This is a genomic window from Gordonia malaquae, from assembly GCF_037148075.1.
GTDB classification, from domain to species: domain Bacteria; phylum Actinomycetota; class Actinomycetes; order Mycobacteriales; family Mycobacteriaceae; genus Gordonia; species Gordonia malaquae.
Window position 1 is genome coordinate 55842 of record NZ_JBBCUB010000001.1, and the last position, 23399, is coordinate 79240.

General features: G+C 67.5%; 24 protein-coding genes and 1 riboswitch. Of the genes, 19 read left to right on the forward strand and 5 right to left on the reverse strand.

Going from position 1 to position 23399, the window contains the following annotated elements; translation table 11 throughout:
* Window positions 1-4: 4 nt before the first annotated feature.
* From WFK36_RS00295 to WFK36_RS00305, 3 genes are read right to left on the reverse strand one after another with little or no spacing between them, the layout of a single operon-like run.
* Window positions 5-1228, reverse strand: coding sequence for a TFIIB-type zinc ribbon-containing protein (locus tag WFK36_RS00295; RefSeq protein ID WP_336788722.1), 1224 nt, complete (start codon window positions 1226-1228; stop codon window positions 5-7).
* Window positions 1229-1232: 4 nt separating this feature from the next.
* A complete protein-coding gene (locus WFK36_RS00300) occupies window positions 1233-2378 on the reverse strand; it encodes an SPFH domain-containing protein (RefSeq protein ID WP_336788724.1) in 1146 nt (381 codons plus the stop codon).
* 29 nt (window positions 2379-2407) lie between these two features.
* Entirely contained in the window at window positions 2408-3199 is a 792-nt protein-coding gene (locus tag WFK36_RS00305; RefSeq protein ID WP_336788725.1) for a hypothetical protein, read from the reverse strand.
* 172 nt (window positions 3200-3371) lie between these two features.
* Window positions 3372-3485: riboswitch (SAM riboswitch) on the forward strand.
* Window positions 3486-3500: 15 nt separating this feature from the next.
* Between WFK36_RS00305 and WFK36_RS00310 the strand changes: the two genes are divergently transcribed.
* The 3 genes from WFK36_RS00310 (at window position 3501) to WFK36_RS00320 (ending at window position 7063) form a co-directional block, all read left to right on the forward strand.
* Complete coding sequence (locus WFK36_RS00310; protein WP_336788727.1) at window positions 3501-4730, forward strand: aminotransferase class V-fold PLP-dependent enzyme; 1230 nt, start codon at window positions 3501-3503, stop codon at window positions 4728-4730.
* A 177-nt stretch (window positions 4731-4907) separates the two neighbouring features.
* Window positions 4908-5378 (forward strand): MarR family winged helix-turn-helix transcriptional regulator, encoded by a 471-nt coding sequence (locus tag WFK36_RS00315; protein WP_336788729.1) that lies wholly within the window; start codon window positions 4908-4910, stop codon window positions 5376-5378.
* The gene (locus tag WFK36_RS00320) at window positions 5375-7063 is read left to right on the forward strand and encodes an MDR family MFS transporter (protein ID WP_336788731.1); all 1689 of its coding nucleotides are present in this window, start codon (window positions 5375-5377) and stop codon (window positions 7061-7063) included. The genes WFK36_RS00315 and WFK36_RS00320 overlap by 4 nt, the downstream gene beginning before the upstream one ends.
* A 60-nt stretch (window positions 7064-7123) precedes the next feature.
* Here the strand turns inward: WFK36_RS00320 and WFK36_RS00325 are convergent, their stop codons facing one another.
* A complete protein-coding gene (locus tag WFK36_RS00325; RefSeq protein ID WP_336788733.1) occupies window positions 7124-7603 on the reverse strand; it encodes an inorganic diphosphatase in 480 nt (159 codons plus the stop codon).
* 133 nt (window positions 7604-7736) lie between these two features.
* Here WFK36_RS00325 and dacB point away from each other — a divergent pair, with 133 nt between their 5' ends.
* Genes dacB through tilS form a run of 3 tightly spaced genes read left to right on the forward strand, consistent with a single transcriptional unit; the run spans window position 7737 to window position 11198 of the window.
* Window positions 7737-9149, forward strand: a complete 1413-nt coding sequence (dacB, locus tag WFK36_RS00330; protein WP_419717195.1) for a D-alanyl-D-alanine carboxypeptidase/D-alanyl-D-alanine endopeptidase — start codon at window positions 7737-7739, stop codon at window positions 9147-9149.
* Between the two features lies 1 nt (window position 9150).
* A complete protein-coding gene (locus WFK36_RS00335) occupies window positions 9151-10251 on the forward strand; it encodes a zinc-dependent metalloprotease (protein WP_419717197.1) in 1101 nt (366 codons plus the stop codon).
* Window positions 10230-11198: a tRNA lysidine(34) synthetase TilS gene (tilS, locus tag WFK36_RS00340; RefSeq protein WP_419717198.1), complete on the forward strand. Its 969-nt coding sequence runs from the start codon at window positions 10230-10232 to the stop codon at window positions 11196-11198. Before WFK36_RS00335 ends, tilS begins: the two co-directional genes overlap by 22 nt.
* Here the strand turns inward: tilS and WFK36_RS00345 are convergent.
* A complete protein-coding gene (locus WFK36_RS00345; RefSeq protein WP_336788735.1) occupies window positions 11191-11874 on the reverse strand; it encodes a DUF8020 domain-containing protein in 684 nt (227 codons plus the stop codon). The two genes, tilS and WFK36_RS00345, sit on opposite strands and share 8 nt — an antisense overlap.
* 213 nt (window positions 11875-12087) lie before the next feature.
* On the opposite strand from WFK36_RS00345, the gene hpt reads away from it, so the two are divergent.
* From hpt to WFK36_RS00410, 13 genes are all read left to right on the forward strand, one after another.
* A complete protein-coding gene (gene hpt / locus WFK36_RS00350; protein ID WP_008379502.1) occupies window positions 12088-12672 on the forward strand; it encodes a hypoxanthine phosphoribosyltransferase in 585 nt (194 codons plus the stop codon).
* Window positions 12673-12812: 140 nt separating this feature from the next.
* Complete coding sequence (ftsH, locus tag WFK36_RS00355; RefSeq protein WP_336788738.1) at window positions 12813-15227, forward strand: ATP-dependent zinc metalloprotease FtsH; 2415 nt, start codon at window positions 12813-12815, stop codon at window positions 15225-15227.
* 14 nt (window positions 15228-15241) lie between these two features.
* Window positions 15242-15871: a GTP cyclohydrolase I FolE gene (gene folE / locus WFK36_RS00360; RefSeq protein ID WP_008379499.1), complete on the forward strand. Its 630-nt coding sequence runs from the start codon at window positions 15242-15244 to the stop codon at window positions 15869-15871.
* Window positions 15872-15918: 47 nt separating this feature from the next.
* Window positions 15919-16761: a dihydropteroate synthase gene (folP, locus tag WFK36_RS00365; RefSeq protein WP_040520119.1), complete on the forward strand. Its 843-nt coding sequence runs from the start codon at window positions 15919-15921 to the stop codon at window positions 16759-16761.
* Window positions 16754-17131, forward strand: coding sequence for a dihydroneopterin aldolase (folB, locus tag WFK36_RS00370; protein WP_336788741.1), 378 nt, complete (start codon window positions 16754-16756; stop codon window positions 17129-17131). The genes folP and folB overlap by 8 nt, the downstream gene beginning before the upstream one ends.
* Window positions 17128-17637 carry a 2-amino-4-hydroxy-6-hydroxymethyldihydropteridine diphosphokinase gene (gene folK / locus WFK36_RS00375; protein ID WP_336788743.1) on the forward strand — a complete coding sequence of 170 codons (510 nt, stop codon included), beginning with the start codon at window positions 17128-17130 and terminating at the stop codon, window positions 17635-17637. The genes folB and folK overlap by 4 nt, the downstream gene beginning before the upstream one ends.
* Entirely contained in the window at window positions 17634-18146 is a 513-nt protein-coding gene (locus tag WFK36_RS00380; protein WP_336788745.1) for a DUF3180 domain-containing protein, read from the forward strand. The genes folK and WFK36_RS00380 overlap by 4 nt, the downstream gene beginning before the upstream one ends.
* Window positions 18147-18252: 106 nt before the next feature.
* Window positions 18253-19308 (forward strand): DUF6779 domain-containing protein, encoded by a 1056-nt coding sequence (locus WFK36_RS00385; protein WP_336788747.1) that lies wholly within the window; start codon window positions 18253-18255, stop codon window positions 19306-19308.
* Between the two features lie 114 nt (window positions 19309-19422).
* Complete coding sequence (locus WFK36_RS00390; RefSeq protein WP_336788749.1) at window positions 19423-20388, forward strand: Rossmann-like and DUF2520 domain-containing protein; 966 nt, start codon at window positions 19423-19425, stop codon at window positions 20386-20388.
* Window positions 20385-21278 (forward strand): pantoate--beta-alanine ligase, encoded by an 894-nt coding sequence (panC, locus tag WFK36_RS00395; RefSeq protein WP_336788751.1) that lies wholly within the window; start codon window positions 20385-20387, stop codon window positions 21276-21278. Before WFK36_RS00390 ends, panC begins: the two co-directional genes overlap by 4 nt.
* Window positions 21279-21280: 2 nt before the next feature.
* Window positions 21281-21718, forward strand: coding sequence for an aspartate 1-decarboxylase (gene panD, locus WFK36_RS00400; protein WP_336788752.1), 438 nt, complete (start codon window positions 21281-21283; stop codon window positions 21716-21718).
* Window positions 21718-22509, forward strand: coding sequence for a type III pantothenate kinase (locus WFK36_RS00405; protein ID WP_008379482.1), 792 nt, complete (start codon window positions 21718-21720; stop codon window positions 22507-22509). The genes panD and WFK36_RS00405 overlap by 1 nt, the downstream gene beginning before the upstream one ends.
* A gap of 60 nt (window positions 22510-22569) precedes the next feature.
* A complete protein-coding gene (locus WFK36_RS00410; RefSeq protein WP_336788755.1) occupies window positions 22570-23379 on the forward strand; it encodes an SDR family NAD(P)-dependent oxidoreductase in 810 nt (269 codons plus the stop codon).
* Window positions 23380-23399: the final 20 nt, after the last annotated feature.

Here is a 23399-nt window from a genome sequence, read left to right on the forward strand (position 1 = left end):
GGAGTTACCTCATCCTCTGATACAGGAACACGATGACGCCGATCAGGATCAGCCCGGCGATGACGGCGGCGGCGATCTTCACCTTGCTCCACGGTCGCTGGCCCTGGACCTCGCCGGTCAGCCCGTTGACGACCACCTGGAACGGCTTGCCGTCGAAGTTGACGGTGAGCAGCCACATGGGCAGCAGGAGATACATGAACTGCAACATGTCGAACGACGTCTGCTTGCGGCTGATCCGCTGGTGGTCGCCGCCGATGTCGTAGCGGATGGAGCTCTCCACCTGGGCGTCGACGCGCGGGCGGGCGTCGCGGTCGAACACGTCGCCCGGGTCGCGGTCGTAGGTCCGAGACAGATGTCCCGCGACGAACTCCGGGGTGTACGGCACCGCTGCCTGGATCGGCCACGGTTCGAGCTCCCGCACGCGCGGCTCGTCCATTCCGGTGTTGGCGAGTTCGGGCAGGTCGCGAATGCTGTTGTGGACCACCCCGGACACCGACCGCCAGGCGATGCGTGTCTCAGTGTGCTGGTTGTCGCCCGATCCGACGACGACGGTGTAATTGTCGCCTCGCTGCCCGGAGTAGCCGGTCGTCGCCTCGACGTCGTAGGTGTAATACGACATGTAGACGCTGGTGAACGAACCGAGCGTCCGATACTTCTTGAACTCGGTCGGTGCGAACCAGCGGCTGTTGATCCACTTCTCGATCGAGTCGCGGGCCTGTGGCTCGCCGACCTGCAGCGGCAGGACGGCGTCCAACGCGAGACGCTCGGGAGCGTCCTGGACGTCGTCGCGCTGAATCGGAGTGGCGCAGTACGGGCAGCGGGTTGCGGTGAGGCTGCCGTTGAAGATGGTCTTGCCGCCGCACGCCTGACACGTGACGACGTGTTCGTTTCCGCCGATCGACGCGAGGCCGAGGGGTGCACGCTGCGCGAGCTGGTTCATCGTCGACTGCAGGTCGTGTTTGACGATGCGCGCCGACTGATCCAATTCGATCGGGTACGACGTTCCGCACGACGAACAGCCGAGACACTGCCGCTCGGGGACGAATGCGAGCGGCGCCCCGCAGTTCCCGCACGGGTAGGTGCGGGTCTGCTCGGTCACCTGACGCTGCGCACGGTCGGCGGCGTTGGGCGTCGAGGGCGGTGCGGGCGCAGGCGCGGCGGCCCTCGGGATCGGCGGTAGCGCGCCAGAGGGCCCGCCGGTCGGCGGGATGGGTGGCGGTTGGGTCATCGGGTCACTGCCCGGGCGCAGGGGGTGCGGGCGGAGCCTGCGGCGGCAGGGGCGGAGGCCCGGCCGGGGCGAACAGCGGTGCGAGTGACGGAACTTGGCCCGCCTGCGTCCAGCCGGCCATGCCCTGGGACCAGACGAGTGTGGTCGGCGTGAGTGAGCCGCGCAATTGGTCGATCGTGAACGGGCCTGCAGCGGTGCCGTTCTGATCCACGTGGAACGTCTGCGCCGACGGAACGGGTGGCGGCCCGGCAGGCGCCTGCTGTTGCTGCTGATTGAACTGGTTGGCGAACTGCCCGGCCATCGCCATCCCGACGCCCATGCCCATCATGTCGCCCGCGGTGCCTCCGCCGGGATTCTGGGCGGCGGCGAGCATGGCGTCGCCCGCACGACCCTGCTGGAAGCGATTCATGTCGCCGACGTTGTTGAGGAAGCCGCGTTCTTCGACACCTCGGGCGACACCGCGGGTCATCGCGGCGGTGATCTCGTCGGGCAGCGAGATGTTCATCGTCACCGACTCGATGGCCAGTCCGTACTCGTCGTCGACTCGGGTCTGCACGTACTCGCGGAGCTTGTCGCTGAGTTCCACCTGCTTGCCCTGCAGATCGATCGCTCCGACTCCGGTCTCGAGGATCATGTCCGAGAACGCTGTGGAGATGACGCGACGCAGCAGTTCGGCGATCTCGTCGGCGTTCACCTGGCTGTCGGCGCCGATCACTTCGCGGAGGAAGATCGCCGGGTCGGCGATGCGGATGACGCACAGTCCGTTGGCGCGGACCTGGACCATGCCGAAGTCGGGATCGCGCAACGTGATCGGGTTGGGCGTGCCCCAGCGCAGGTCGGTGACCGGCCTGCGGTTGATGAAGTACACCTCGCTGCGGAACGGGCTGTTGAACCCGTGCTTCCACCCCTGGATCGTGCTCATGATCGGCAGGTTCTCGGAAGTCAGCTCGTAGTGGCCCGGCTCGAAGGTGTCCGCGAGCTGCCCGCGGTACACGAACACCGCCTGCTGGCCCTCGCGCACGATCAGCTGAGCGCCGTTCTTGATCTCGTTGTTGTAGCGCGGGAAGCGCCACGCGAGGGTGGAACGCGAGTCGTCGACCCATTCGATGATGTCGACGAGTTCGCCACGCATCTTGTCGATGATGCCCATGTGAAGTCTCCGTTCGCAGATGGTGCAGGTCAGACCGCGCGGGCGGCGGTGATCTTCTCTTTGTTGACGAGTTCGGGAAGCAGTTCGGACGCCTCCGTGCTGAGCGTGTCCGCAGAGTGCGCAAAATCGACGCCGACCACGCGGACACAGTGTGTGTCGTCGACCCGGGTGGTCGCACCGCGGCGCGATGCCTTGGCATGCGACGAGCTGTTATCGACGTCCTGCGACCACGTGCCCAATTGCAGGGACTCGTCGCGCGGGCACGTCCCGGATCGGGCGATGAGCGCGTGGATCGGTACGCCTCGGCCGCCGCTGGCGAGCGACTTTCCGTCGGAGTCGATCTGGGCCGGGGAGCGGGTCTCGGAGTCGGGGACGATCATCGTCACGTCCTTGTCCTCGATGGTGCCGGTGGTGAGCGTCCACCCCTCCGGGACTTCGACGGTGAGGGCGATGCTGTCGTTGAGCATCGCGGTCTCGGTGTGCGGGCCGGATTCTGCCTCGGACTTCCATGGCTGCCAGATGAGTACGCCGACCCCGACGCCGATCACCGCGACCAGCGCGGTGAGGCCGACGATCAGCCCGGTCCGCGACTTCTTCGGAAGCGGCGGGTACCCGAACGGGTTGGGCGGGCCGAACTGAGCCTGCGGGCCGAACGGCGCTTGGCCGAACTGCGGGGGCTGCTGCCCGTACCGGGGAGGTGCGTATCGGGGAGGCGTGTATTGATGGGGCGCCTGCGCCGCCGGACCGCCGAAGCCCGGCCGTGCGTGCGGGTCCGCCGGGCTGCCCGGATGGCCGAAGCGCGGGTCCTGCGGATACGTCACGGGTTCGGGCCTTCCATCGCGGTCGGGCGATGCCCGAAGTGTCTGCTGACGACTCTATCTGTCGACTGGGGCGGGGAGGAGTCGGCGACGAGTGAACGAATGACCCGGAAGTTGAAACCACCGCGCGCCAAACCCTCGTCTGCACCCACGAGGCCGCGGATAGTGGTCGGCAGGTCACGAGTATCAGCGACAAGCCCCGGCTAGCTGGTCGGCAACCCTCCTCCGCGGTGGGGTGCTCCGGGTGACGACCTGGCCGCGCGCAAGGAGTGCGCGGCAAGCGCGATTTCAAGGAGTCTTCACCATGACCGCTGTTCTCGACGCGCCCGTGTGCCGTCCTTCCTCTGTTCTCGCTCTGGCCCCGGTGGTGGGCGCCGATGTCACGGTGCCCGCTACCGGACACTCCGGGGGCGTCGCGTACGCCAATCTCGACTACGCGGCGTCTGCTCCCGCGTTGACCGCAGTCGCGGATCGACTCGCGGGTGCGCTCGCGGAGTACGCGAGCGTGCACCGCGGTGCAGGTCACCTGTCGCAGGTCACGACGGCCCGCTACGAACAGGCCAGAGAAACGGTCAGGACGTTTGTCGGCGGTCGTGCGGACGACACCGTCGTGTTCACCCGCAACACCACCGACTCGATCAACCTCGCCGCATCGATCGTGCCGGGCGACGTGGTCGTCCTCGACATCGAGCATCACGCCAACCTGCTGCCGTGGACGCGAACCGGTCGGGCCCGCATCGTCGAATCGCAGTCGACGATCGACGCCACGCTCGCCGCTCTCGAGGACGAGCTCGCCTCGGCGCCCGCTGCGCTCCTCGCCGTCACCGCTGCGTCGAACGTGACCGGCGAGGTGCTCCCGCTCGCGCGCCTCGCAGGTTTGGCTCATCGCCACGGGGCCAGAATTCTCGTCGACGCAGCTCAGCTGGTGGCGCACCGCGGGGTGTCGATCGCGAGCTTCGGCATCGACTACCTGGTGTTCTCCGGCCACAAGGTGTACGCGCCGTTCGGCGCGGGAGTGCTCGTCGGTCGTCCGGATTGGCTCGACAGCGCACCTCCCTACCTCGCAGGCGGGGGAGCGAGCGCCGACGTCTCGATCGACGACGTCGCATGGCATGCCGGGGCCGCTCGGCACGAGGCCGGTTCGCCGAACGTGCTCGGCGCCGTCTCCATCGCCGCGGCGGCCGACGAACTGCGCCGAGTCGGCTTCGAGAACATCGGGGCTCACGACGACGTGCTGATCCGCCGCCTCGACGCGGGTCTCGCAGCGCTCCCGCACGTGCGTCCGCTCCGCGCGTTCGACGACGGCCTCGACAGGGTCGCCATCGCGAGTTTCACTGTCGTCGGCCACACGCCTCGTGCTGTGGCCGAGCATTTGAGCAGTCGCGGCATCGGCGTTCGTGACGGCAAGTTCTGCGCGCACCCGCTCCTGGCCAAGCTGGGTCATCCGGACGGCGCCGTCCGCGCCAGCTTCGGTGTGGGCACCACGTCCGACGACGTCGATCGCCTTCTCAACGCTCTGGCGGAACTGGCCTGACTTTCTCCAAACGCGACCCTCTCCGCTCACTGAGCGGGGAGGGTCGCGTCGTGTGCCGGGCGAGTTGGCGGCGTTCAGGTGGTTCGGTGGCTTTCCGGCGGTTGCATGCCGATAGTTCTAGGCGCATGCTGGTGGACCTGAACTTAGTTGCACAACGCAAGTAATTGGAGTCGAACCATGCCCGCGCCCGAACGCATCGACGAGGTGTTCCTCGCGCTGGGACGATTCATCAGACTCCGCGACCGGGGCATCCACACGTCCTTTCGCTCACCGGAAGGCGAAGTCGAGACAGCGGCCTACCGTGGGCTGTTCGTCCTCAAACACGGCCCCATGCGCGCGAGTGAGCTCGCCGCGGCGATGGCCGCCGACCCGTCCACCACCAGCCGGCATGTCGCCAAGCTCGTCTCCGAAGGATTCGTTCGGCGAGAACCGGATCCCGCAGACGGCCGCGCGTTCCGCTTGATCCTCACCGACGAAGGTCACGTCAGAGTCCGCGAACTCGGCGCACGTCGTCGCCAGGTGGTCGGCGAGATGGTGGCCGACTGGTCCGACGAAGAGTTCGACACCTTCTCAGCTCTGCTGACCCGATTCGTCGACGCGGTGGAAGACCGCATCGATCCCTGTAGTGAGAAAGGAGACGCCCGATGACCTCCGCAGCTTCGGCCGACTTCCCCGGAAAGGGTCTGACACACCGTCAGATCCTCACGGTGATGGCCGGCCTGATGATCGGCATGTTCCTGGCCGCGCTCGACCAGACGATCGTGTCGACGGCCATTCGCACCATTGCCGACGACCTCAACGGTTACGACATGCAGGCGTGGGTCACCACTGCCTATCTCGTGACGTCGACCGTCGTGACGCCGCTGTACGGCAAGGTGTCCGACATCTACGGACGCAAGCCGTTCTTCCTGGTGGCCATCACGATCTTCGTGATCGGCTCCCTCGCGTGCAGCATGGCGACGTCGATGTACGAGCTCGCCGGCTTCCGCGCACTGCAGGGTCTCGGAGCCGGAGGTCTGTTCACGTTGGCGCTCACCACGATCGCCGACATCGTTCCGCCGCTGGAACGAGCCAAGTACCAGGGCTACTTCCTCGCAGTCTTCGGCACCTCGAGCGTCCTGGGACCGGTGCTCGGCGGCCTGTTCGCCGGAGCCGATTCGATCCTCGGTGTGTCCGGGTGGCGCTGGGTGTTCCTGGTGAACGTGCCGATCGGCCTCATCGCACTCGTCGTCGTCTACAAGGTCCTGAACTACCCGCAGCAGAAGCTCGTCGGACACCGCACCGACTACTGGGGTGCGGCGACCGTCGCCGTGGCCGTCACTCCGCTCCTGATCGTGGCCGAGCAGGGCCGCACATGGGGATGGACGTCGACCAACTCGATGATCTGCTACGCCATCGGCCTCATCGGCATCGCGCTGTTCGTGCTCGTCGAATCCCGGATGGGTGACGAGGCGATCATCCCGCTGCGCGTGTTCAAGAACCGAGTGTTCACGCAGGGCGTCTTCATCTCATTGGTGGTCGGCGCCGTGATGTTCGGCGGCATCTCCATGCTGCCGCAGTACTTCCAGGTGCTTCGCGGTTCGAGCCCGATGATGGCCGGTCTGCAGATGCTGCCGATGGTCCTCGGCATGATGAGCGCCTCGATCCTGTCGGGCCAGCTGATCTCCCGGAGCGGGCACTACAAGAAGTTCCCGATCATCGGCTCGATCCTGATCACCACGATGGCGTTCCTCCTGCACTACCTCAGCACCGAGACACCGCTGTACCTGGTGATGCTCGCGGCGTTCGGCCTCGGCTTCGGCCTCGGCAACCTGATGCAGCCGATGATGCTCGCGATGCAGAACATCCTGCCGATGCGCGACGTCGGCATGGCGACCGGCACGGCGACGTTCTTCCGTCAGATCGGTGGAACGCTCGGCGTGGCGGTGTTCTTCTCGCTGCTGTTCTCGACGATGGGAACCAACATCTCCGACGAGATGCGTGCCGCCGCCGGAACCCCGGAGTTTCAGCAGGCGATGGTCGAAGCCGCGCAGAGCGACGACCCCGACGTGGCGGCATTCGGCAAGGGCCTCATCGCGTCCGCCAAGAACCCGGAAGCCGGCGGAGGCGACAGCGATGGGCTGATGAAGGACACGACGATCATCGAACGGCTGCCTCACGGCATCTCGCACCCGATCAAGCAGGGTTTTGCGGACTCGATGGACAAGGTGTTCCTGTCGGTGTCGATTCTGTCGCTTCTCGCGATCATCGGCACCATCACCTGGACTGAAGTGCCTCTTCGCGGTGGCCCGAAGAAGGAATCCGAACCCGCAGAGGTTCCGGCTGCCGAGTGAGAAGAAAGACGCCGCGAACCTCAGAGGTTCGCGGCGTCTTGGTGTATCTCGGGAGGAGTGTCAGCCCTGGTAGCGGGCGACAGCGGCCTCGGCGACCTTGATCGCCTCGTCCTTGCCGACCCAACCGCCCGGGGTGACGGACTTACCGGGCTCGAGGTCCTTGTAGCGCTCGAAGAAGTGGGCGATGGCCTTGAGTTCGAACTCGTTGACGTCCCCGACGTCCTGGATGTGGTCCCAGCGCGGGTCGCTTGCGGGCACCGCGAGCAGCTTGTCGTCGCCGCCGGCCTCATCGGTCATCGTGTACATCGCGACGATGCGCGCCTTGACGATGACGCCGGGGTACACCGACTCGGGGAGCAGGACCATCGCGTCGAGCGGGTCGCCGTCCTCGCCGAGGGTGTGGTCGATGTAGCCGTAGTCGGCCGGGTAGCCCATCGACGTGTACAGGTAGCGGTCCAGGTAGACCTTGCCCGTCTCGTGATCGACTTCGTACTTGTTGCGTGCGCCCTTGGGGATCTCGACGGTGACCTCGAACTCCATGCGTTCACTCCTTCATCTCGTGTGTGGGACCCTGCATCAAAGCGTGTGGGCCCAGCGCCGGTGGAAAACACGTGCGACGGCCTCCAACGATACTGTTAGTTCCGTCCCCTGTATTTCCCAGACCGGAGGTTCCGTGGCTTCGCGCATCCCGCCGACCGTGATCCCGCCGACGGGCGAGCCCACTCGGAAGTCCCGAAAAGGCTTGCGCATCACGCTGATCCTGCTGCTCGTCGCACTGCTCGCAGGCGGCGGAACGGCGGGCTGGTGGTTCTACACGCAGCGACCGGACCCCGTGCCGGACGGAACCCCCGCGCAGCCGGCCGGGGTCACCGTCGACCAGGTGATCACAGCCGTGTCCGGGACTGCACCCGCACCGACGGCAGCCGGTGTCCGCGCGGTGCTGTCGAAGCCGTCGCGGGCCGATGCACTCGGTGAGTTCACCGGGCAGGTCACCGACCCGCTGACCGGCAAGGTGCTGTGGAGTCGTGACGCCGACGAAGCGCGGACCCCCGCGTCGAATGCGAAGATCCTCACCGCGGCGGCGGTCCTGATGACGCTTCCCCATGATAAGCGGATCACCACGAACGTCGTCCTCGGCGACGACGGCCAGGCGATTCTCGTCGGCGCGGGCGATCCGACACTCACCTCCGGCGACGGGGAGCAGACGTTCTACTCGGATCCCGGTCGCATCTCCGACCTGGCGACGCAGATCAAACGGTCCGGAGTGGAGGTCACCTCGGTGGCGTTCGCGACGCCGGGCTTCACCGGGCCGTCGATGGTTCGCACGTGGGATCGCCGAGACATCGAGGGCGGGGACATCACCCCGCTGACGTCACTGATGGTCGACGCCGGCCGCCGCGATCCGCTGGACGAGTACTCGCCGCGTACCGATCAGCCTGCGGAAGAGGCAGGCCGTGCACTCGCCGACGCGCTCGGCGTGCACAGTCCAGTCACGGAGGTCGACGCCCCGGCGGGGGCTCGGACCATCGCGTCGGTGAAATCTGCTCCGCTCTCCGTGCGGGTCGGCGACATGATGCGGTTCAGCGACAACGTGCTCGCCGAGATGCTCGGTGTCGAACTCGCCGCAGCGACCGGCGGCGAGGCGAGCACAAGCGGCGGTGTGGACGCCGTCCTGAAGGCCCTGCGCACCGCCGGGTTCGACGTAGACGACGTGAAGCTGTCCGACCTGTCCGGACTGTCGTACGCGGACAAGGTGCCTGCCGGTGTTCTCGACGCAGTGATGGGCGCGACAGTGGGCGGCGACAACTCGCCGAAACTGCGATCGCTCCTCGACACGCTTCCAGTGGCGCATGGCACCGGAACGCTCGCCGACCGATTCGATCCGGACGAGATGCCCGGTGCGGGATGGGTGCGTGCGAAGACCGGAACATTGACAGGTGTCACGTCGTTGACCGGAATAGTGCAGACCGTCGATGGTCGAGTGCTGTCGTTCGCATTGATGTCGGGCGGCACCTCACCGGCCGACGCGCGGCCCGCGATAGACACCGTCGCCGGCGCGCTCCGCGAATGCGGATGCCGGAGTTGACATGACCGACCCACAGACCAGGAGCCGCGACATGGCCGAGACCACCCGGGACGAATCGATCGTCACCGCCGAGACGTCTGCGCTCGCGGTCGGCGTGGACTGGGAGCTCGCGGCCTCGATCGGGCGACGAGTGGCGCGGCCGGGGCCGCGCGTGACCCGATACACGATGGACCAGGCGCGCGCCGAACTGGCGGCCGCCGCAGTGCGCGCGGAGGGCCCGGTCCGGGAGGTCACCGGACTCGCCGACGGACTGCGCGTGCCGACGGCGCGCATCGTCGACCGCGCCGGATGGATCGACGCGGCGTCGCGGTCCATGCCTGCGATGCTGACTGACGACCCGCAACCCGAGACCGGGCTGGGAGCGAAGATCGCAGGTGTCCAGGCCGGCGGTCTGCTGGCGTTCCTCTCGGGCGCGATTCTCGGACAGTACGACCCGTTCAGCACCGACCCCGACACCGATGAACCCGGAGTGCTGCTGCTGGTGGCGCCCAACATCATCGCGGTCGAACGGCAGCTCCGCGCAGTGCCGTCCGACTTCCGGCTGTGGGTGTGCCTGCACGAGGTGACCCACCGCGTGCAGTTCTCCGCCAACCCCTGGCTCACCGGCTACATGCGCGAGAACGTCAGCGGACTCGCGGGCGGCGACGAGGACTCGGTGACCGAGGTCCTCACACGCGTCACCGACGCGGTGCGGAGCGGGAAGCCCCGTGAGAAAGGCATGGTCGGTGTCATGCAGCTGCTGCAGTCGCCGGAACAGTTCGAAGCGTTCGAGCGCGTCCTGGTGCTCGGGACTCTCCTCGAAGGCCACGCAGATCACGTGATGGACGCCGTCGGGCCAGCCCACGTTCCCACCGTGGAGCAGATCCGCGCCGGATTCGATGCGAGGCGCAGTGCGCCGCGCAATCCGCTGCAGCGGCTCATCAGGGCGCTGATCGGCATGGACGCGAAGATCGCACAGTACGTGCGCGGCAAGGCGTTCGTCGACGAAGTCGTCGAGACCGTCGGCATGGAGCGGTTCAACACCGTCTGGACCTCACCCGACACGCTCCCGAAGATGAGCGAGATCGACGAGCCGTCGAAGTGGATCGACAGGGTTCTCTGACCGGCCCCGCGGAACGCGCCGTGATCGGCGCGATCCGCGGCTTCGTGTCGGCCCACCTCGACGGCGGTCCCGTCTGCGTCGCATTGTCGGGAGGTGCGGACTCGCTCGCGTTGACTGCGGGTGCGGCACGCGCGGGACTGGACGTCCACGCGATCGTCGTCGATCACTGCCTGCAGACCGGATCCGATGTCGTCGCCGAAACGGCTGCGGCCACGGCCAGGAGGCTGGGGGCGACCGCCGAGGTCCGCCGAGTGACTGTCGACGGCGGCGGAGGGCTCGAAGCGGCTGCCCGGACGGCGCGCTACACCGCGCTGCGGGCGGGACGCGACGGCAGGCCGGTACTGCTCGGCCACACCCTCGACGATCAGGCCGAAACGGTTCTCCTCGGTCTCGGACGCGGATCGGGCGGCAGGTCGCTCGCGGGAATGCGGCCGTGGTCGGCTCCGTGGGGGCGCCCACTGCTTGGCATCCGTCGCGCGCAGACCGCTGCCGCGTGCGCGGGCTGGGGGCTGCCGGTGTGGGACGACCCGCACAACGACGATCCGCGGTTCACCCGCGTCCGGGTGCGCACCGAAGTGCTCCCGTTGCTCGAGGACGTGCTGGCGTCCGGGGTCGCCGAAGCCCTCGCGCGCACCGCTGATCAGCTCACCGCCGACTCGGACGCCCTCGACGGGTTCGCTGAGAGCCTCCTCGACCGGCAGGCGGACGAGGGGCTCGCGGTGGGCGGCATCGCAGACGCGCCACCTGCCGTTCGCACCCGTGCGGTGCGCTTCTGGCTTCAGCGGCGGGGGATCGAGACGCCGTCGCACCGAATTGTCACGGCCGTCGACGCACTGGTCTCCGACTGGCGCGGACAGGGGCCGATCGCAGTCGGGGGAGACGACGAGGCCCGCCTGGTCGTGACCAGACGGGCCGGAGTGCTCGTCGTCGAGCGTGCCGCTAGGTGACCTTGCAGAACTTCGGCGTGAACTTCGAGTGGATGGTGTCGAAGTAGCGGGTGAAGGTGCCTGCCATGGCGGCGCCGCCGAGGCCGAGTGCGACGCCGACGACAACGCCGATCGCTGCGCCCGCAAAAGCGAGCGGGCCGCCGACAAGACCGACGACCGCGCCGATCACCGCGCCGGCGAGACCGCCGATGGTGGTGGCTGTCGCCAGCTCGGAGTTCATCCGATTGAGTGCCTCCAGATCGCGCTGCTTGCGTGTCTGCGGGCCGCAGAGCTGCTTCTCGTCAGCCACCGACTGTCGGACCTCGGCCGCGTTCCGGACCCGCGCCGGAGCGGCGACCGAACGGGTGACGTCGGTCGACGGGACCAGGGTGGCGGTACGGCCCTTCACCGTCGCATCGATCGGGTACGCGCGCTTGTCGGTGTTCAGGTATGTGAGGGGAACCGTTTCGAGTACGGACCCGGCCGCGTCGCGGACGACGAGCGAACCGGATTCGACGGCGAGCGACCCGTCCGCGATACGGACGACGATGTCGTTCTGATTCGCCTGAACGGTGGCTTGGACAGTGGTGTTCGCGGGTGCTGCTGCGGCCGGTCCGGCGACGAGGGGGATCGTCAGAACGGCTGCGATGAGTGAGATGACCGTGATTCGGACACGGTTGAGCCTTGGGGTGGGCATGAGCCTCATTTCAATGATGGAGCGCGCACGAGAGCGCGGAGTGTCGTCTGAACGTGCCACACGAAACATGATGGATTCCTCGCTTTCGGCAAAGTTGTGACAACTGTGATGGAAGAGACTTCTGATTCTCTGAATCAGTGGTATTCGCAGCCTTCGATCGATCGGATCGGTGCCGATGTGCCGCACCGATGGTCGGCGTGACAAGCTAGAGACGTGGCACGTGACGACAACGCCTTGGGTTCAGACAGCGGTTACGGCGGAGACATCGAGTCCGTCCTGATCAGCCGTGAGCAGATTCATGCACGCACGGTCGAGATGGCTCAGGCCGTCGGCGAACGGTACAAGGACGCGGACGAAGACCTCGTCCTGATCGGTGTCCTCAAGGGCGCGATCATGTTCATGACCGATTTCGCTCGTGCGCTACCGATCCCGTCGCAGATGGAGTTCATGGCGGTCTCCAGTTACGGCTCGTCGACGTCGTCGTCCGGTGTGGTCCGCATCCTCAAGGACCTCGACCGGGACATCGCGGGGCGTGACGTTCTGATCGTCGAAGACGTCATCGACTCCGGACTCACGTTGTCGTGGCTGATGAAGAATCTCGCGACCCGTTCACCGCGGTCACTCGAAGTGGTCACCCTACTGCGCAAGCCGGATGCGATGCGCGCCGTGATCGACGTGGCAGACGTCGGCTTCGACATCGGCAACGAGTTCGTCGTCGGATACGGACTCGACTACGCCGAGCGGTACCGCGATCTGCCGTACATCGGCACCCTGCATCCGGACGTCTACTCGTCCTGATCTGGCGTCGCCGGGAACACCGCGGGTCGCCCGAGCGTTGACAGGTAGCCTCGTATTCGTCGAACGACGGGAAGGACTAGAGGTCCGGTGCCCATGCGCGGCGAGTACGCCACCTCACGCACCGGTCCACGCGCACACCCATGAACCGTAAGAAACTGTTCCGAAACCTCGCCATCGTGGCCGTGGTGCTGCTCGCCCTGTGGGGTTGGAGCGTGATGCGGAACTCCGACCGTGAATACACCGGCGTCGACACGTCCGTAGCCATGGCGCAGCTGGACGCGAAGAACGTGAAGTCGATTCAGATCGACGACCGCGAACAACGACTCCGGATGGAGTTGAAGAAGCCCGTCAAGGTCGACGACGCCGACCAGACCAAGGTGACGACGCAGTACCCGTCGGGTGTCTCGTCGCGCATCTTCACCGCAGCCCAGAAGTCGGGGGCGACCTACCAGACGAACATCACCAAGGACTCGGGGATCTGGCAGTCGATCCTGATCTTCGTCCTACCGATGATCATCCTGTTCGGCCTGTTCTTCTTCCTGATGAACCGGGCTCAGGGCGGTGGACGCGGCGGCGTGATGGGCTTCGGGAAGTCGAAGGCCAAGCAGCTCAGCAAGGACATGCCGAAGACGACGTTCGCCGACGTCGCCGGCGCCGATGAGGCCGTCGAAGAACTCGACGAGATCCGCGACTTCCTGCAGAATCCGGCCCGCTACCAGGCGTTGGGCGCGAAGATCCCGAAGGGCGTCCTGCTCTACGGTCCTCCGGGAACCGGCAAGACGCTCCTCGCGCGCGCAGTGGCGGGCGAGGCGGGCGTGCCGTTCTACACGATCTCCGGCTCCGACTTCGTCGAGATGTTCGTCGGTGTCGGTGCGTCGCGTGTCCGTGACCTGTTCGAACAGGCCAAGGAGAACAGTCCCTGCATCATCTTCGTCGACGAGATCGACGCCGTCGGACGCCAGCGCGGCGCAGGCATGGGTGGCGGTCACGACGAGCGCGAGCAGACGCTGAACCAGTTGCTCGTCGAGATGGATGGATTCGGCGACCGGTCCGGCGTCATCGTGATGGCCGCGACCAACCGTCCCGACATCCTCGATCCGGCGTTGCTGCGGCCGGGCCGCTTCGACCGTCAGATCCCCGTCTCGAACCCGGACATCGCGGGCCGTCGCGCCATCCTCGCCGTCCACGCGAAGGGCAAGCCGATCGCGCCCGACGCCGACCTCGACGGTCTCGGCAAGCGCACGCCCGGCATGTCGGGCGCGGATCTCGCGAACGTGATCAACGAGGCCGCATTGCTCACCGCCCGTGAGCACAAGAACGTCATCACCGGCGAGGCGCTCGAAGAGGCGGTCGACCGCGTGATCGGCGGACCGCGTCGCAAGAGCCGCATCATCAGCGAGCACGAGAAGAAGGTCGTCGCCTACCACGAGAGCGGTCACACGCTCGCCGCGTGGGCGATGCCGGATCTGGACCCGATCTACAAGGTCACCATCCTGGCCCGAGGCAAGACCGGCGGACACGCGCTCGCCGTGCCCGAGCAGGACAAGGAACTGATGACCCGTTCGGAGATGCTTGCGCGTCTGGTGATGGCGATGGGCGGTCGGGCCGCGGAGGAACTCGTGTTCCACGAACCGACCACCGGAGCGAGCTCTGACATCGATCAGGCCACCAAGATCTCGCGCGCCATGGTCACCGAGTACGGCATGAGCGCCAAGCTCGGCGCCGTCCGTTACGGCCAGGAACAGGGCGACCCGTTCCTCGGGCGCGGGATGGGCAACAGCGTGGACTACTCGTCCGGCGTGGCGGCCGAGATCGACGCCGAGGTCCGTGACCTCATCGAGGCGGCCCACACCGAGGCGTGGGCCATCCTCGACGAGAACCGTGACGTCCTCGACGTTCTCGCGGGCGCTCTCCTGGAGAAGGAGACGCTGCTCCGCAAGGACCTCGAAGAGATCCTCGAAGGCGTCGTGAAACGTCCGCGGATCACCAAGTTCGACGTCTTCGGCGACCGCACGCCGAGCACCAAGCCGCCGATCAAGACGCCGGGTGAGCTGGCAGTCGAGCGTGGGGAGGAGTGGCCGCCGAAGCCTGCAGAGCCCGTCGCACCGGTTCCGCAGAATCAGCCGCCCCAGTACCAGGCACCGCAGAATCAGCCGCCCCAGTACCAGGCACCGCAGAATCAGCCGCCCCAGTACCAGGCTCCCCAGCAACAGCCGCCCCAGTACCAGCAGGCGCCTGAGTACCAGCCGCAGCCCGCGTACGACGGGCAGGCGTACCCGCAGCAGCCGCCTGCGTACGGTGCTCCTGCACAGTACGGGCAGCCTCCGGCTGGGCAGCCGTCGTACGGGCAACCTGCGGGCGGGCAGCCGGCCACCGGACCACAGCCACAGGCAGGCCAGGGCTACCTGTACCCGGGGACGACACCGCCTGCCGCCCCGAACGGTCAGTCCACGCACGGCACGCGGCCCGATTACGGGGCTCCGCGTGACTGGTCGGCACCCGGATGGCCGCCGGAGAACCAGACTGACGGCGACGGCTCGTCCGATCGCCGGTGACTCGAGGAGAGACAATGACCAGCGTCGACGACACCCACGCGGTGGACGGCGTGACTGCGCCGGGACACGGTGCGGTCGGAGAGTTCGACCAAGCTCGCGCGGAGGCCGCAGTCCGCGAGCTTCTCATCGCAGTGGGCGAGGATCCCGACCGCGAAGGGCTCAAGCGCACGCCGCACCGCGTCGCCAACGCCTACCGCGAGATGTTCGCCGGGCTCTACATCGAGCCCGACGAGGTCCTCGCGACAGTCTTCGACGAGGGTCATTCAGAGCTGGTCCTGGTCAAGGACATCCCGATGTACTCGACGTGCGAGCACCATCTCGTCGCGTTCCGCGGCGTTGCGCACGTCGGCTACATCCCGGGTGAGTCGGGGCAGGTCACCGGCCTGTCGAAACTTGCTCGCGTCGTCGACCTGTACGCGAAGCGTCCGCAGGTTCAAGAGCGCCTGACCAGTCAGATCGCCGACGCGCTCGTGCGTCGACTCGACCCGCGCGGCGTGATCGTCGTGATCGAGGCCGAGCACCTGTGCATGGCGATGCGAGGCATCCGCAAGCCCGGAGCCACCACCACGACGTCCGCCGTGCGCGGACTGTTCAAGACCAGCGCGACCTCGCGCGGCGAAGCTCTGGACCTGATCACTCGGTGACCGGCCGACCACTCGCAGACGAGCCCGTCGATGAGCGCACCCTGGTGATGGGTGTGCTCAATGTGACGGCCGACTCGTTCTCCGACGGCGGTCGGTACCTCGACGTGGACGACGCGGTTCGGCACGGCCAGGCTCTCGCCTCGGCCGGCGCCGACATCGTCGACGTCGGCGGGGAGTCCACGAGGCCGGGCGCGATTCGCGTCGATCCCGGTACGGAGGCTCAGCGGGTGGTCCCGGTGATCTCGGCGCTCACCGATGCCGGGGTTCGCGTGTCCGTGGACACGATGCGTGCGTCGGTCGCGGCGGCGGCGTTGGAAGCGGGTGCGAGCATCGTCAACGACGTGTCGGGTGGCCGTGCCGACCCTGACATGGGTCGTGTCCTCGCCGACGCCGGCGCGCCGTGGATTCTCATGCACTGGCGACCAGCGGGTGAGGCTGCGGCCGGAGACCGTCACTTCACCCACCGGGTCGACGACGCGGTCGGGTACCGCGACGTCGTCGCCGAGGTCTCGGGTGAACTCCTCGGTCAGGTCGACGCGGCAGTCGCCGCCGGAGTGGATCCGGATCGGATCGTCCTCGATCCGGGTCTCGGCTTCGCGAAGACCGCGGAGCACAACTGGGCCTTGCTGCACGCGCTTCCAACGCTTGTCGGACTGGGTTTCCCGATTCTGATCGGGGCGTCACGCAAGCGATTCCTCGGGTCCCTGTTGGCTGCGGACGGGCGTGACCGCCCGCCTGCCGGACGTGAGGTCGCGACCGCGGCCGTCTCGGCGTTGTCGGCGGCCGGGGGCGCGTGGGGAGTGCGAGTGCACGACGTCGCGGCGAGCCGTGACGCGATCGACGTGGCCGCCGCATGGCGTGCCGGGGGACGGAGGGGAACTCATGGCTGACCGGATCGAACTCCGTGGACTGCGGGTCCGCGGCAACCACGGCGTCTTCGACCACGAGAAGCGCGACGGCCAAGAGTTCATCGTCGACGTCACACTGTGGGTCGACCTGCGGGCCGCCGCCGCGTCCGACGACCTCGCCGACACCGTCGACTACGGCACGCTCGCGCAGCGTGCGCACGACATCATCGCAGGTCCGTCGCGCGACCTCATCGAGACGGTCAGCGCCGAGATCGCCGACACGGTGATGGCCGACGATGAACGGATCGTCGCGTGCGAAGTGACTCTGCACAAGCCGTCTGCGCCGATCCCACTGACCTTCGACGACGTCGCGGTCGTCGCACGACGCTCACGGAAGCCGCGCGGAGCGTGACCAGCCGCGCAGTCCTGTCCGCCGGGTCGAACATCGGCGACAGCGAGGCGTTCCTGCGGTCGGTGGTCGACGCTGCGGGCGACGACCTGGTCGCGGTGTCCGACGTCTACCTCACCGCGCCGTGGGGCGGCGTCGAACAAGACGACTTCGCCAACGTGACCCTGATCGTCGAAGCCGACCGGACTCCGGCGGAGTGGCTCGAGTTCTGCCGATCGTGTGAGCAGGCCGCGGAACGGGTCCGCGACGTGCGATGGGGGCCGCGGACCTTGGACGTCGACGTGATCACCGTCGACGTCGACGGAACGACAGTCGTCGCGGACGACCCGGACCTCACGCTCCCGCACCCGCGTGCCGAACTGCGTGCTTTCGTGCTCGTGCCGTGGCTCGCAGTCGACCCCGACGCCGTGCTCGTCACAGAGGTCGGTCCGCGGGCAGTCGCCGACCTGATCAGCGGTTTGGATTCCGCCGAAGCGGCGGGCGTCCGCCGTGCGGGAGCGCTGCGATGAAGGGGACCGGCGACGACGAAGAGCGGATGACCCTCACTCGCGTCCGCGACCTGCTTCTGATCGCCGTGGTCGCCGGACTCGCACTGTGGATCCTGATCCGCTACAACTACGGCGCGTTTCCGTCGCTGCCGTGGCCCGCCGGAGTGTCCCTGTACGTTCTCGCGGTGTTCGAGTTCATCACGGGCTTCATCGTTCGAGCGCGCGTCGCCGGACGCGACATCGGTCGGGCACGCGGACAACTGCACCCGATCGCCGTCGCCCGAGTGATGGTGCTGGCGAAGGCGTCAGCCATCCTCGGTGCGATCGCCGCAGGCGGGTGGACCGGTGTGCTCGTGTTCCTGCTCGACAACGGCCTGCTCGACGCTGCGCGCGCCGACCGTCCGGCCGCGATTGTCGGGGCCGTCGGTGGTGTCCTGCTCGCGGCCGCCGCAGTGTGGCTGGAGCACTGCTGCCGCGCACCCGACGATCCCGACTCCGAATCGGACGCCTCCGACCCCGCTCCCGCCTGACAGCGTCGCCTCGATGGGGGCGTCGGACGGCGAACGAAGGCGACGGGGACGACTTTCCGAGGTCCGGTACGTCCGTACGCGTCTACGGGCCGGTAAGTTGGCGTGCATGACCGACGAGGCACAGTCCGACTCCAATCAGGGTTCGCGTACTTCCGCAGGCCAGTGGGTGATCGCGCTCTTCGTGGTGCTGGCCCTGGTCGCGAGTCTGCTCATGGTCCTGGGCGACGACCTGTCGATGCAGGCGTCTCTCGCCGTGATCGCGGCTCTGTGGGCGGCGGTGATCGGCGCGGTCCTGGTGACGAAGTACCGACGCCAGGCAGACGTCGCCGAAGGGCGCACCCGAGATCTGCGACTCGTCTACGAGCTCCAGTTGGAGCGTGAGATCGCGGCCCGTCGTCAGTACGAGTCGGACGTCGAGGCGTCGATCCGGCACGAGATGTCGACGGAGACCAACCACGAACTCGAAGACCTCAAGATTCAGGTACTGGCGCTGCGGTCGAGCCTCGAGCAGTTGCTCGGCGAGCCACTGCCTGCGTCGCGGATCGCGATCGGCCTCGAACGGCCCCGCGAACTCGGATCGGGCCTTGCGGGAGCGACATACGCCGGAGACTCGGACGACCGTGCCGCCGCTGAGCGAGACTTCGCCTCGACGGCCCCGCCCGTCGAGTCGGGACGCCATGCCCCCGCGAGTGACGTCCCGCCGTCGGGCATGACGGAGATCATCCCGGTGGTCACCGAGGAACCGGCACCCGAACCTGCCCGTGCAGAGCCGCAGCCGTCTCAGGCCAAGCCCCAACAGGCTCCATCGGGCAGGTTCCCGCAGCCGCCGCCGGTCCCGCAGGCGCCCCAGCGTCCCCACCAGACCGGACCCGGACCACGGCCGCAGTTTCCCGCGGGCCCGCAGACCGGTGGACATCAGCGTGCCGCGTTCGCCGCAGGCGCGTACGAACCGCCGTCGGGCCCGATGCGTCAGACGCCCGCTCGCCCGCAGCGTCCCCAGCCCCCGCAAGGTCCCCAGCCCCCGCAGTCCCAGCCGCAGCAGCATCCGAACGAAGACGGCGCGCACGCCGCAGGCCGGCCCGCGAGTGAACTGTTCTCGCGACTTCGCGAAGGCGCGAACGACGGCGAACGCAAGTCCGGAGGCCGCCGCCGCCGCGACTGATCTGCGTCAGGACTCACCACGGCGACACCACTTCAGGGTGAAGCCAGTCACAGGCGTCTGGCGAGGTCGTGGCGGGACGCCTATCGTGGTGTCCGGACGTCTGGTACCCGGAGCATGCGCACCGCATGTGGGAGGGACTGGAACATCGAGTTGGAGGCAGCGGTGAATTCACCGACGGCGTCGGCGCGGCTACGCGTCGGGATCGTGAGTGCGGGACGTGTCGGTACTGCACTCGGCGAGGCCCTAGCCGCCGCAGGTCACCACGTGAACTCCGTCGTCGCGAACTCCCCGCAGTCTGCGGCACGCGTCCATGATCGACTGCCGTCCGCTGAGATCTGCGATCTGAACTCGCTCGTCGCGGCGTCTGACCTCATCGTCGTCGCCGTCCCGGACACCGTTCTCGCCGACGTCGCATCGCAGATCGCCGCCGCCGACGCCTTTCGACCGGGAATCATCGTCACCCACACCGCAGGCGCCCACGGCGTCGATGTCCTCGGCCCGATCGCCCGCCGCGGCGGCATCGTTCTCGCGACCCACCCGGCCATGACATTCGTCGGCACCCGCGACGACACGGCTCGGCTGTCGGCGTCGTGCTTCGGCGTCACGGCGGCCGATGAGATCGGCGACGCGATCGCGATGGCTCTGGTGCTGGAACTGGGAGCGACGCCCATCCGCATCGCCGAGACGAGCAGGACGCTCTATCACGCGGCCCTCGCGCACGGCGCGAACAATTTGAACGCACTGATCATCGACGCCGTCACGGCATTACAGGCGGCGATCGCGGGGCCCGGCGGTCACGCCGCGCGAACCGCGACAGTAGACGGCGGATCCATCGGTCTCGCCGAGCAGCTCCTCGCACCGCTGGTCACCGCGTCGTTGGAGAACGTGCTTGCACAGGGGCGGTCCGCACTGACCGGTCCCGTCGCCCGCGGTGACATCGACACAGTCGCCCGACACCTCGATGAATTGTCCGACGTCCACGAGGGCATCGCTCACGGTTACCGTGTGCTCGCCGGTCGAGCTGCAGCCCAGCACGACTCGCCGCAGGCCCTCCGCGAAATGCTGGAGGCACACCCGTGACCGATGCACCCCTGTTCACGCCCGGCGAGCTGACCGTGCACAGCGAACCCGCGGTGATGCGTCGCATCACCAAGGCCCTGCGCGGCACCGGCAAGCGCGTCGCGCTCGTCCCGACGATGGGCGCCCTCCACGAGGGACACCTGCAGTTGGTGCGGACCGCACAGGACCTGGGCACCGTGGTGGTCGTGTCGATCTTCGTCAATCCGCTGCAGTTCGGCGCGGGCGAAGACCTCGACGCGTACCCACGCACGTTCGACGACGACGTCGCCAAGCTCCGCGAGATCGGCGTCGAGCTGGTGTTCGCGCCCACCGCGAAGCACATGTATCCGATCGGGCCGCGGACGACGATCCACCCGGGCCCGGCAGGGGAGATACTCGAGGGAGCTGCGCGTCCCACGCACTTCTCGGGCATGCTCACCGTCGTCAACAAGCTCTTCAACATCGTGGCCCCGCACGTCGCGTACTTCGGCGAGAAGGACTACCAGCAGCTCGTTCTCATCAACCAGATGGTCAACGATCTGAACCTGGACGTCGCGGTCGTCGGTGTCCCGACGGTCCGCGAGGCGGACGGTCTCGCCCTGTCGTCGCGCAATCGGTACCTGTCGGCGCAGGATCGCGAGCTGGCGACGACGCTGTCGGCGGCTCTGCTCGCTGGCACGCACGCCGCAGAGCACGGGGAGGCCGCGATTCTCGCGGCGGCCCGGGCCGTGCTCGACACCGAGCCGAGCATCGAGGTCGACTACCTCGCGCTGCGCGGCAGAGGACTGGAAGATCCCCCCGAGGTGGGGGACGGGCGGCTGCTCGTGGCGGCCCGACTGGGATCCACACGACTGCTCGACAACGTCGGCGTCGCGATCGGTACCGGGTTCATCGGAAAAGAAGAAGGTTGAGCATGTTCCGCACCATGATGAAGTCCAAGATCCACCGGGCGACGGTGACGCAGGCCGACCTGCACTACGTCGGCTCGGTCACCATCGACGCCGACCTGCTCGAGGCCTCCGACATCCTCGAGGGCGAGCAGGTGACGATCGTCGACATCAACAACGGCAACCGCCTCGAGACGTATGCCATCGCAGGCGAACGCGGCACCGGCGTGATCGGGATCAACGGTGCTGCAGCCCATCTCGTCCACCCTGGCGATCTGGTGATCATCATCGCCTACGGCGTGATGGACGAGGCCGAAGTGGCCGCCTATTCCCCGCGCGTGGTGTTCGTCGACGCCGACAACCGACAGATCAGCGTCGGCGACGACCCGGCGGACGTCCCCGCCGACTCCGGCCTCAAGGATCCGCGCCACCCCGAGCGTGAACTCGTCACCACCCCCGCCTGATGCTCCTCACGGTCGACATCGGCAACACGAACATCCATCTCGGAGTGTTCGCAGGTGTCGGTGACAATGCGGCACTCGTGCGCGACTGGCGAATCCACACCCAGCCGAACTACACCGCTGACGAACTCGCGCTGACATTGCGCGGCCTGCTCGGGCGCGACGTCGAGCAGGTGACGGCGGTGGCAGTGCTGTCGACGGTCCCGTCGCTGCTGCGTGAGATGCGCGTGATGCTGCCGCGGTACTTCGGGAACGGGCCGCATGTGCTGCTCGAGCCGGGCGTCCGGACGGGTGTCCCATTGCTCGTCGACAACCCAAAGGAAGTCGGCACGGACCGGGTCGCCAACGCGCTCGCCGCACACGAGAACTTCCCCGGCCGCCCGTGCATCGTGGTGGCCTGCGGAACGGCGACAGTCGTCGACGCGGTGTCGGCGAACGGCGAGTTCCTCGGAGGCGCGATCGCTCCGGGCATCGACCTCGCCGTCGGAGCTCTCAGCGACCACACGGTGACTGTGCGCAAGGTGGAACTCCGACCCCCGCGCAGCGTCGTCGGCAAGAACACCGTGGAAGCGCTGCAGTCGGGCATCCTCTACGGATTCGCAGGTCAGATCGACGGTCTCGTCCAGCGGATCCGCCGTGACGTTCCCGGCTTCGACGGTCCGGACGTCGCCGTCGTCGCGACCGGTTACCTGGCGCCGCTCATGTTCGGCGAATGCGTCACGCTCACCGACCACAGGCCCCATCTCACCCTGGACGGCCTGCGTCGCGTCCATGAACGGTCCCGTAAGCGCTGAGCGAGTCTCACCGCACAGGTAGCGTCGAAGGTGATGCAAGCCTTCGACGACGGGAGAGCGATGTCAGACGTGCCAGGAATCGACGCCGCGAAGTACGGCCCGTGGGCGGTGATCGTCGGGGGCTCCGAAGGCGTCGGCGCGGAGTTCGCCGAACAGGTCTCCGCTGCTGGTCTGAACGTCGTCCTGGTCGCACGGAAGAAGGCTCCGCTCGAGGAGACTGCGGAGCGATGCCGGGCGCTCGGCGCCGATGTCCTCGTGATCAGCGCCGACCTCACAGTTCCCTCCGACCTCCAACTCGTCATGGACGAGACTCACGGGCTCGACGTCGGGCTGCTCGTCTGCAACGCGGGCGCCAACAGTTACGGCTCGCGGTTCGTCGAAGGTGATCTCGGCGAGTTCATGAACGTGTTGACGCTCAACGTGACCGTGCCGATGGCGCTCGCTCACCATTTCGGCGCGCGCATGCGCAAGCGTGGCTCCGGTGGGATCGTCACGATCGGATCGATGAGCGGGTATCTGGGATCGGCGGAGCACACGGTCTACGGCGGGTCGAAGGCGTACATGCGGATCTTCACGGAAGGCCTGTGGCTGGAGCTTCGGGATGCGGGCGTCGACGTCCTCCATCTTGTCCTCGGAGTCACCGACACTCCTGCGATGCGACGCGGGGGCCTCGACTTCGACATGCCGGGCCTCGCTGTCGGGCAGCCGAGCGACGTCGCTCGTGAAGGGCTGGCGAATCTCGCCGCCGGACCGGTGCACGTCGTCTCGCCGAATCAGGACAGTCCCGTCGTCACCGGCCTGCCCGATCGTGCCCGCGCGGTCCTCGGTCACCACAAGATGATGCAGGGACTCATCCGCCGCAAGGTCTGACGTCGAACTCGTCCGATACG

What these genes read in the sequence shown, in the direction of transcription:
- panD (WP_336788752.1), top strand. Translation starts at nt 21,281, where the DNA reads ATGTTCCGCACCATGATGAAGTCCAAGATCCACCGGGCGACGGTGACG.
- WFK36_RS00345 (WP_336788735.1), bottom strand. Translation starts at nt 11,874, where the DNA reads ATGCCCACCCCAAGGCTCAACCGTGTCCGAATCACGGTCATCTCACTC.
- WFK36_RS00320 (WP_336788731.1), top strand. Translation starts at nt 5,375, where the DNA reads ATGACCTCCGCAGCTTCGGCCGACTTCCCCGGAAAGGGTCTGACACAC.
- WFK36_RS00335 (WP_419717197.1), top strand. Translation starts at nt 9,151, where the DNA reads ATGACCGACCCACAGACCAGGAGCCGCGACATGGCCGAGACCACCCGG.
- folE (WP_008379499.1), top strand. Translation starts at nt 15,242, where the DNA reads ATGACCAGCGTCGACGACACCCACGCGGTGGACGGCGTGACTGCGCCG.
- folB (WP_336788741.1), top strand. Translation starts at nt 16,754, where the DNA reads ATGGCTGACCGGATCGAACTCCGTGGACTGCGGGTCCGCGGCAACCAC.
- WFK36_RS00385 (WP_336788747.1), top strand. Translation starts at nt 18,253, where the DNA reads ATGACCGACGAGGCACAGTCCGACTCCAATCAGGGTTCGCGTACTTCC.
- WFK36_RS00315 (WP_336788729.1), top strand. Translation starts at nt 4,908, where the DNA reads ATGCCCGCGCCCGAACGCATCGACGAGGTGTTCCTCGCGCTGGGACGA.
- WFK36_RS00300 (WP_336788724.1), bottom strand. Translation starts at nt 2,378, where the DNA reads ATGGGCATCATCGACAAGATGCGTGGCGAACTCGTCGACATCATCGAA.
- ftsH (WP_336788738.1), top strand. Translation starts at nt 12,813, where the DNA reads ATGAACCGTAAGAAACTGTTCCGAAACCTCGCCATCGTGGCCGTGGTG.
- WFK36_RS00380 (WP_336788745.1), top strand. Translation starts at nt 17,634, where the DNA reads ATGAAGGGGACCGGCGACGACGAAGAGCGGATGACCCTCACTCGCGTC.
- WFK36_RS00310 (WP_336788727.1), top strand. Translation starts at nt 3,501, where the DNA reads ATGACCGCTGTTCTCGACGCGCCCGTGTGCCGTCCTTCCTCTGTTCTC.
- WFK36_RS00390 (WP_336788749.1), top strand. Translation starts at nt 19,423, where the DNA reads ATGCGCACCGCATGTGGGAGGGACTGGAACATCGAGTTGGAGGCAGCG.
- folP (WP_040520119.1), top strand. Translation starts at nt 15,919, where the DNA reads ATGGGTGTGCTCAATGTGACGGCCGACTCGTTCTCCGACGGCGGTCGG.
- WFK36_RS00410 (WP_336788755.1), top strand. Translation starts at nt 22,570, where the DNA reads ATGTCAGACGTGCCAGGAATCGACGCCGCGAAGTACGGCCCGTGGGCG.
- WFK36_RS00295 (WP_336788722.1), bottom strand. Translation starts at nt 1,228, where the DNA reads ATGACCCAACCGCCACCCATCCCGCCGACCGGCGGGCCCTCTGGCGCG.
- WFK36_RS00405 (WP_008379482.1), top strand. Translation starts at nt 21,718, where the DNA reads ATGCTCCTCACGGTCGACATCGGCAACACGAACATCCATCTCGGAGTG.
- WFK36_RS00325 (WP_336788733.1), bottom strand. Translation starts at nt 7,603, where the DNA reads ATGGAGTTCGAGGTCACCGTCGAGATCCCCAAGGGCGCACGCAACAAG.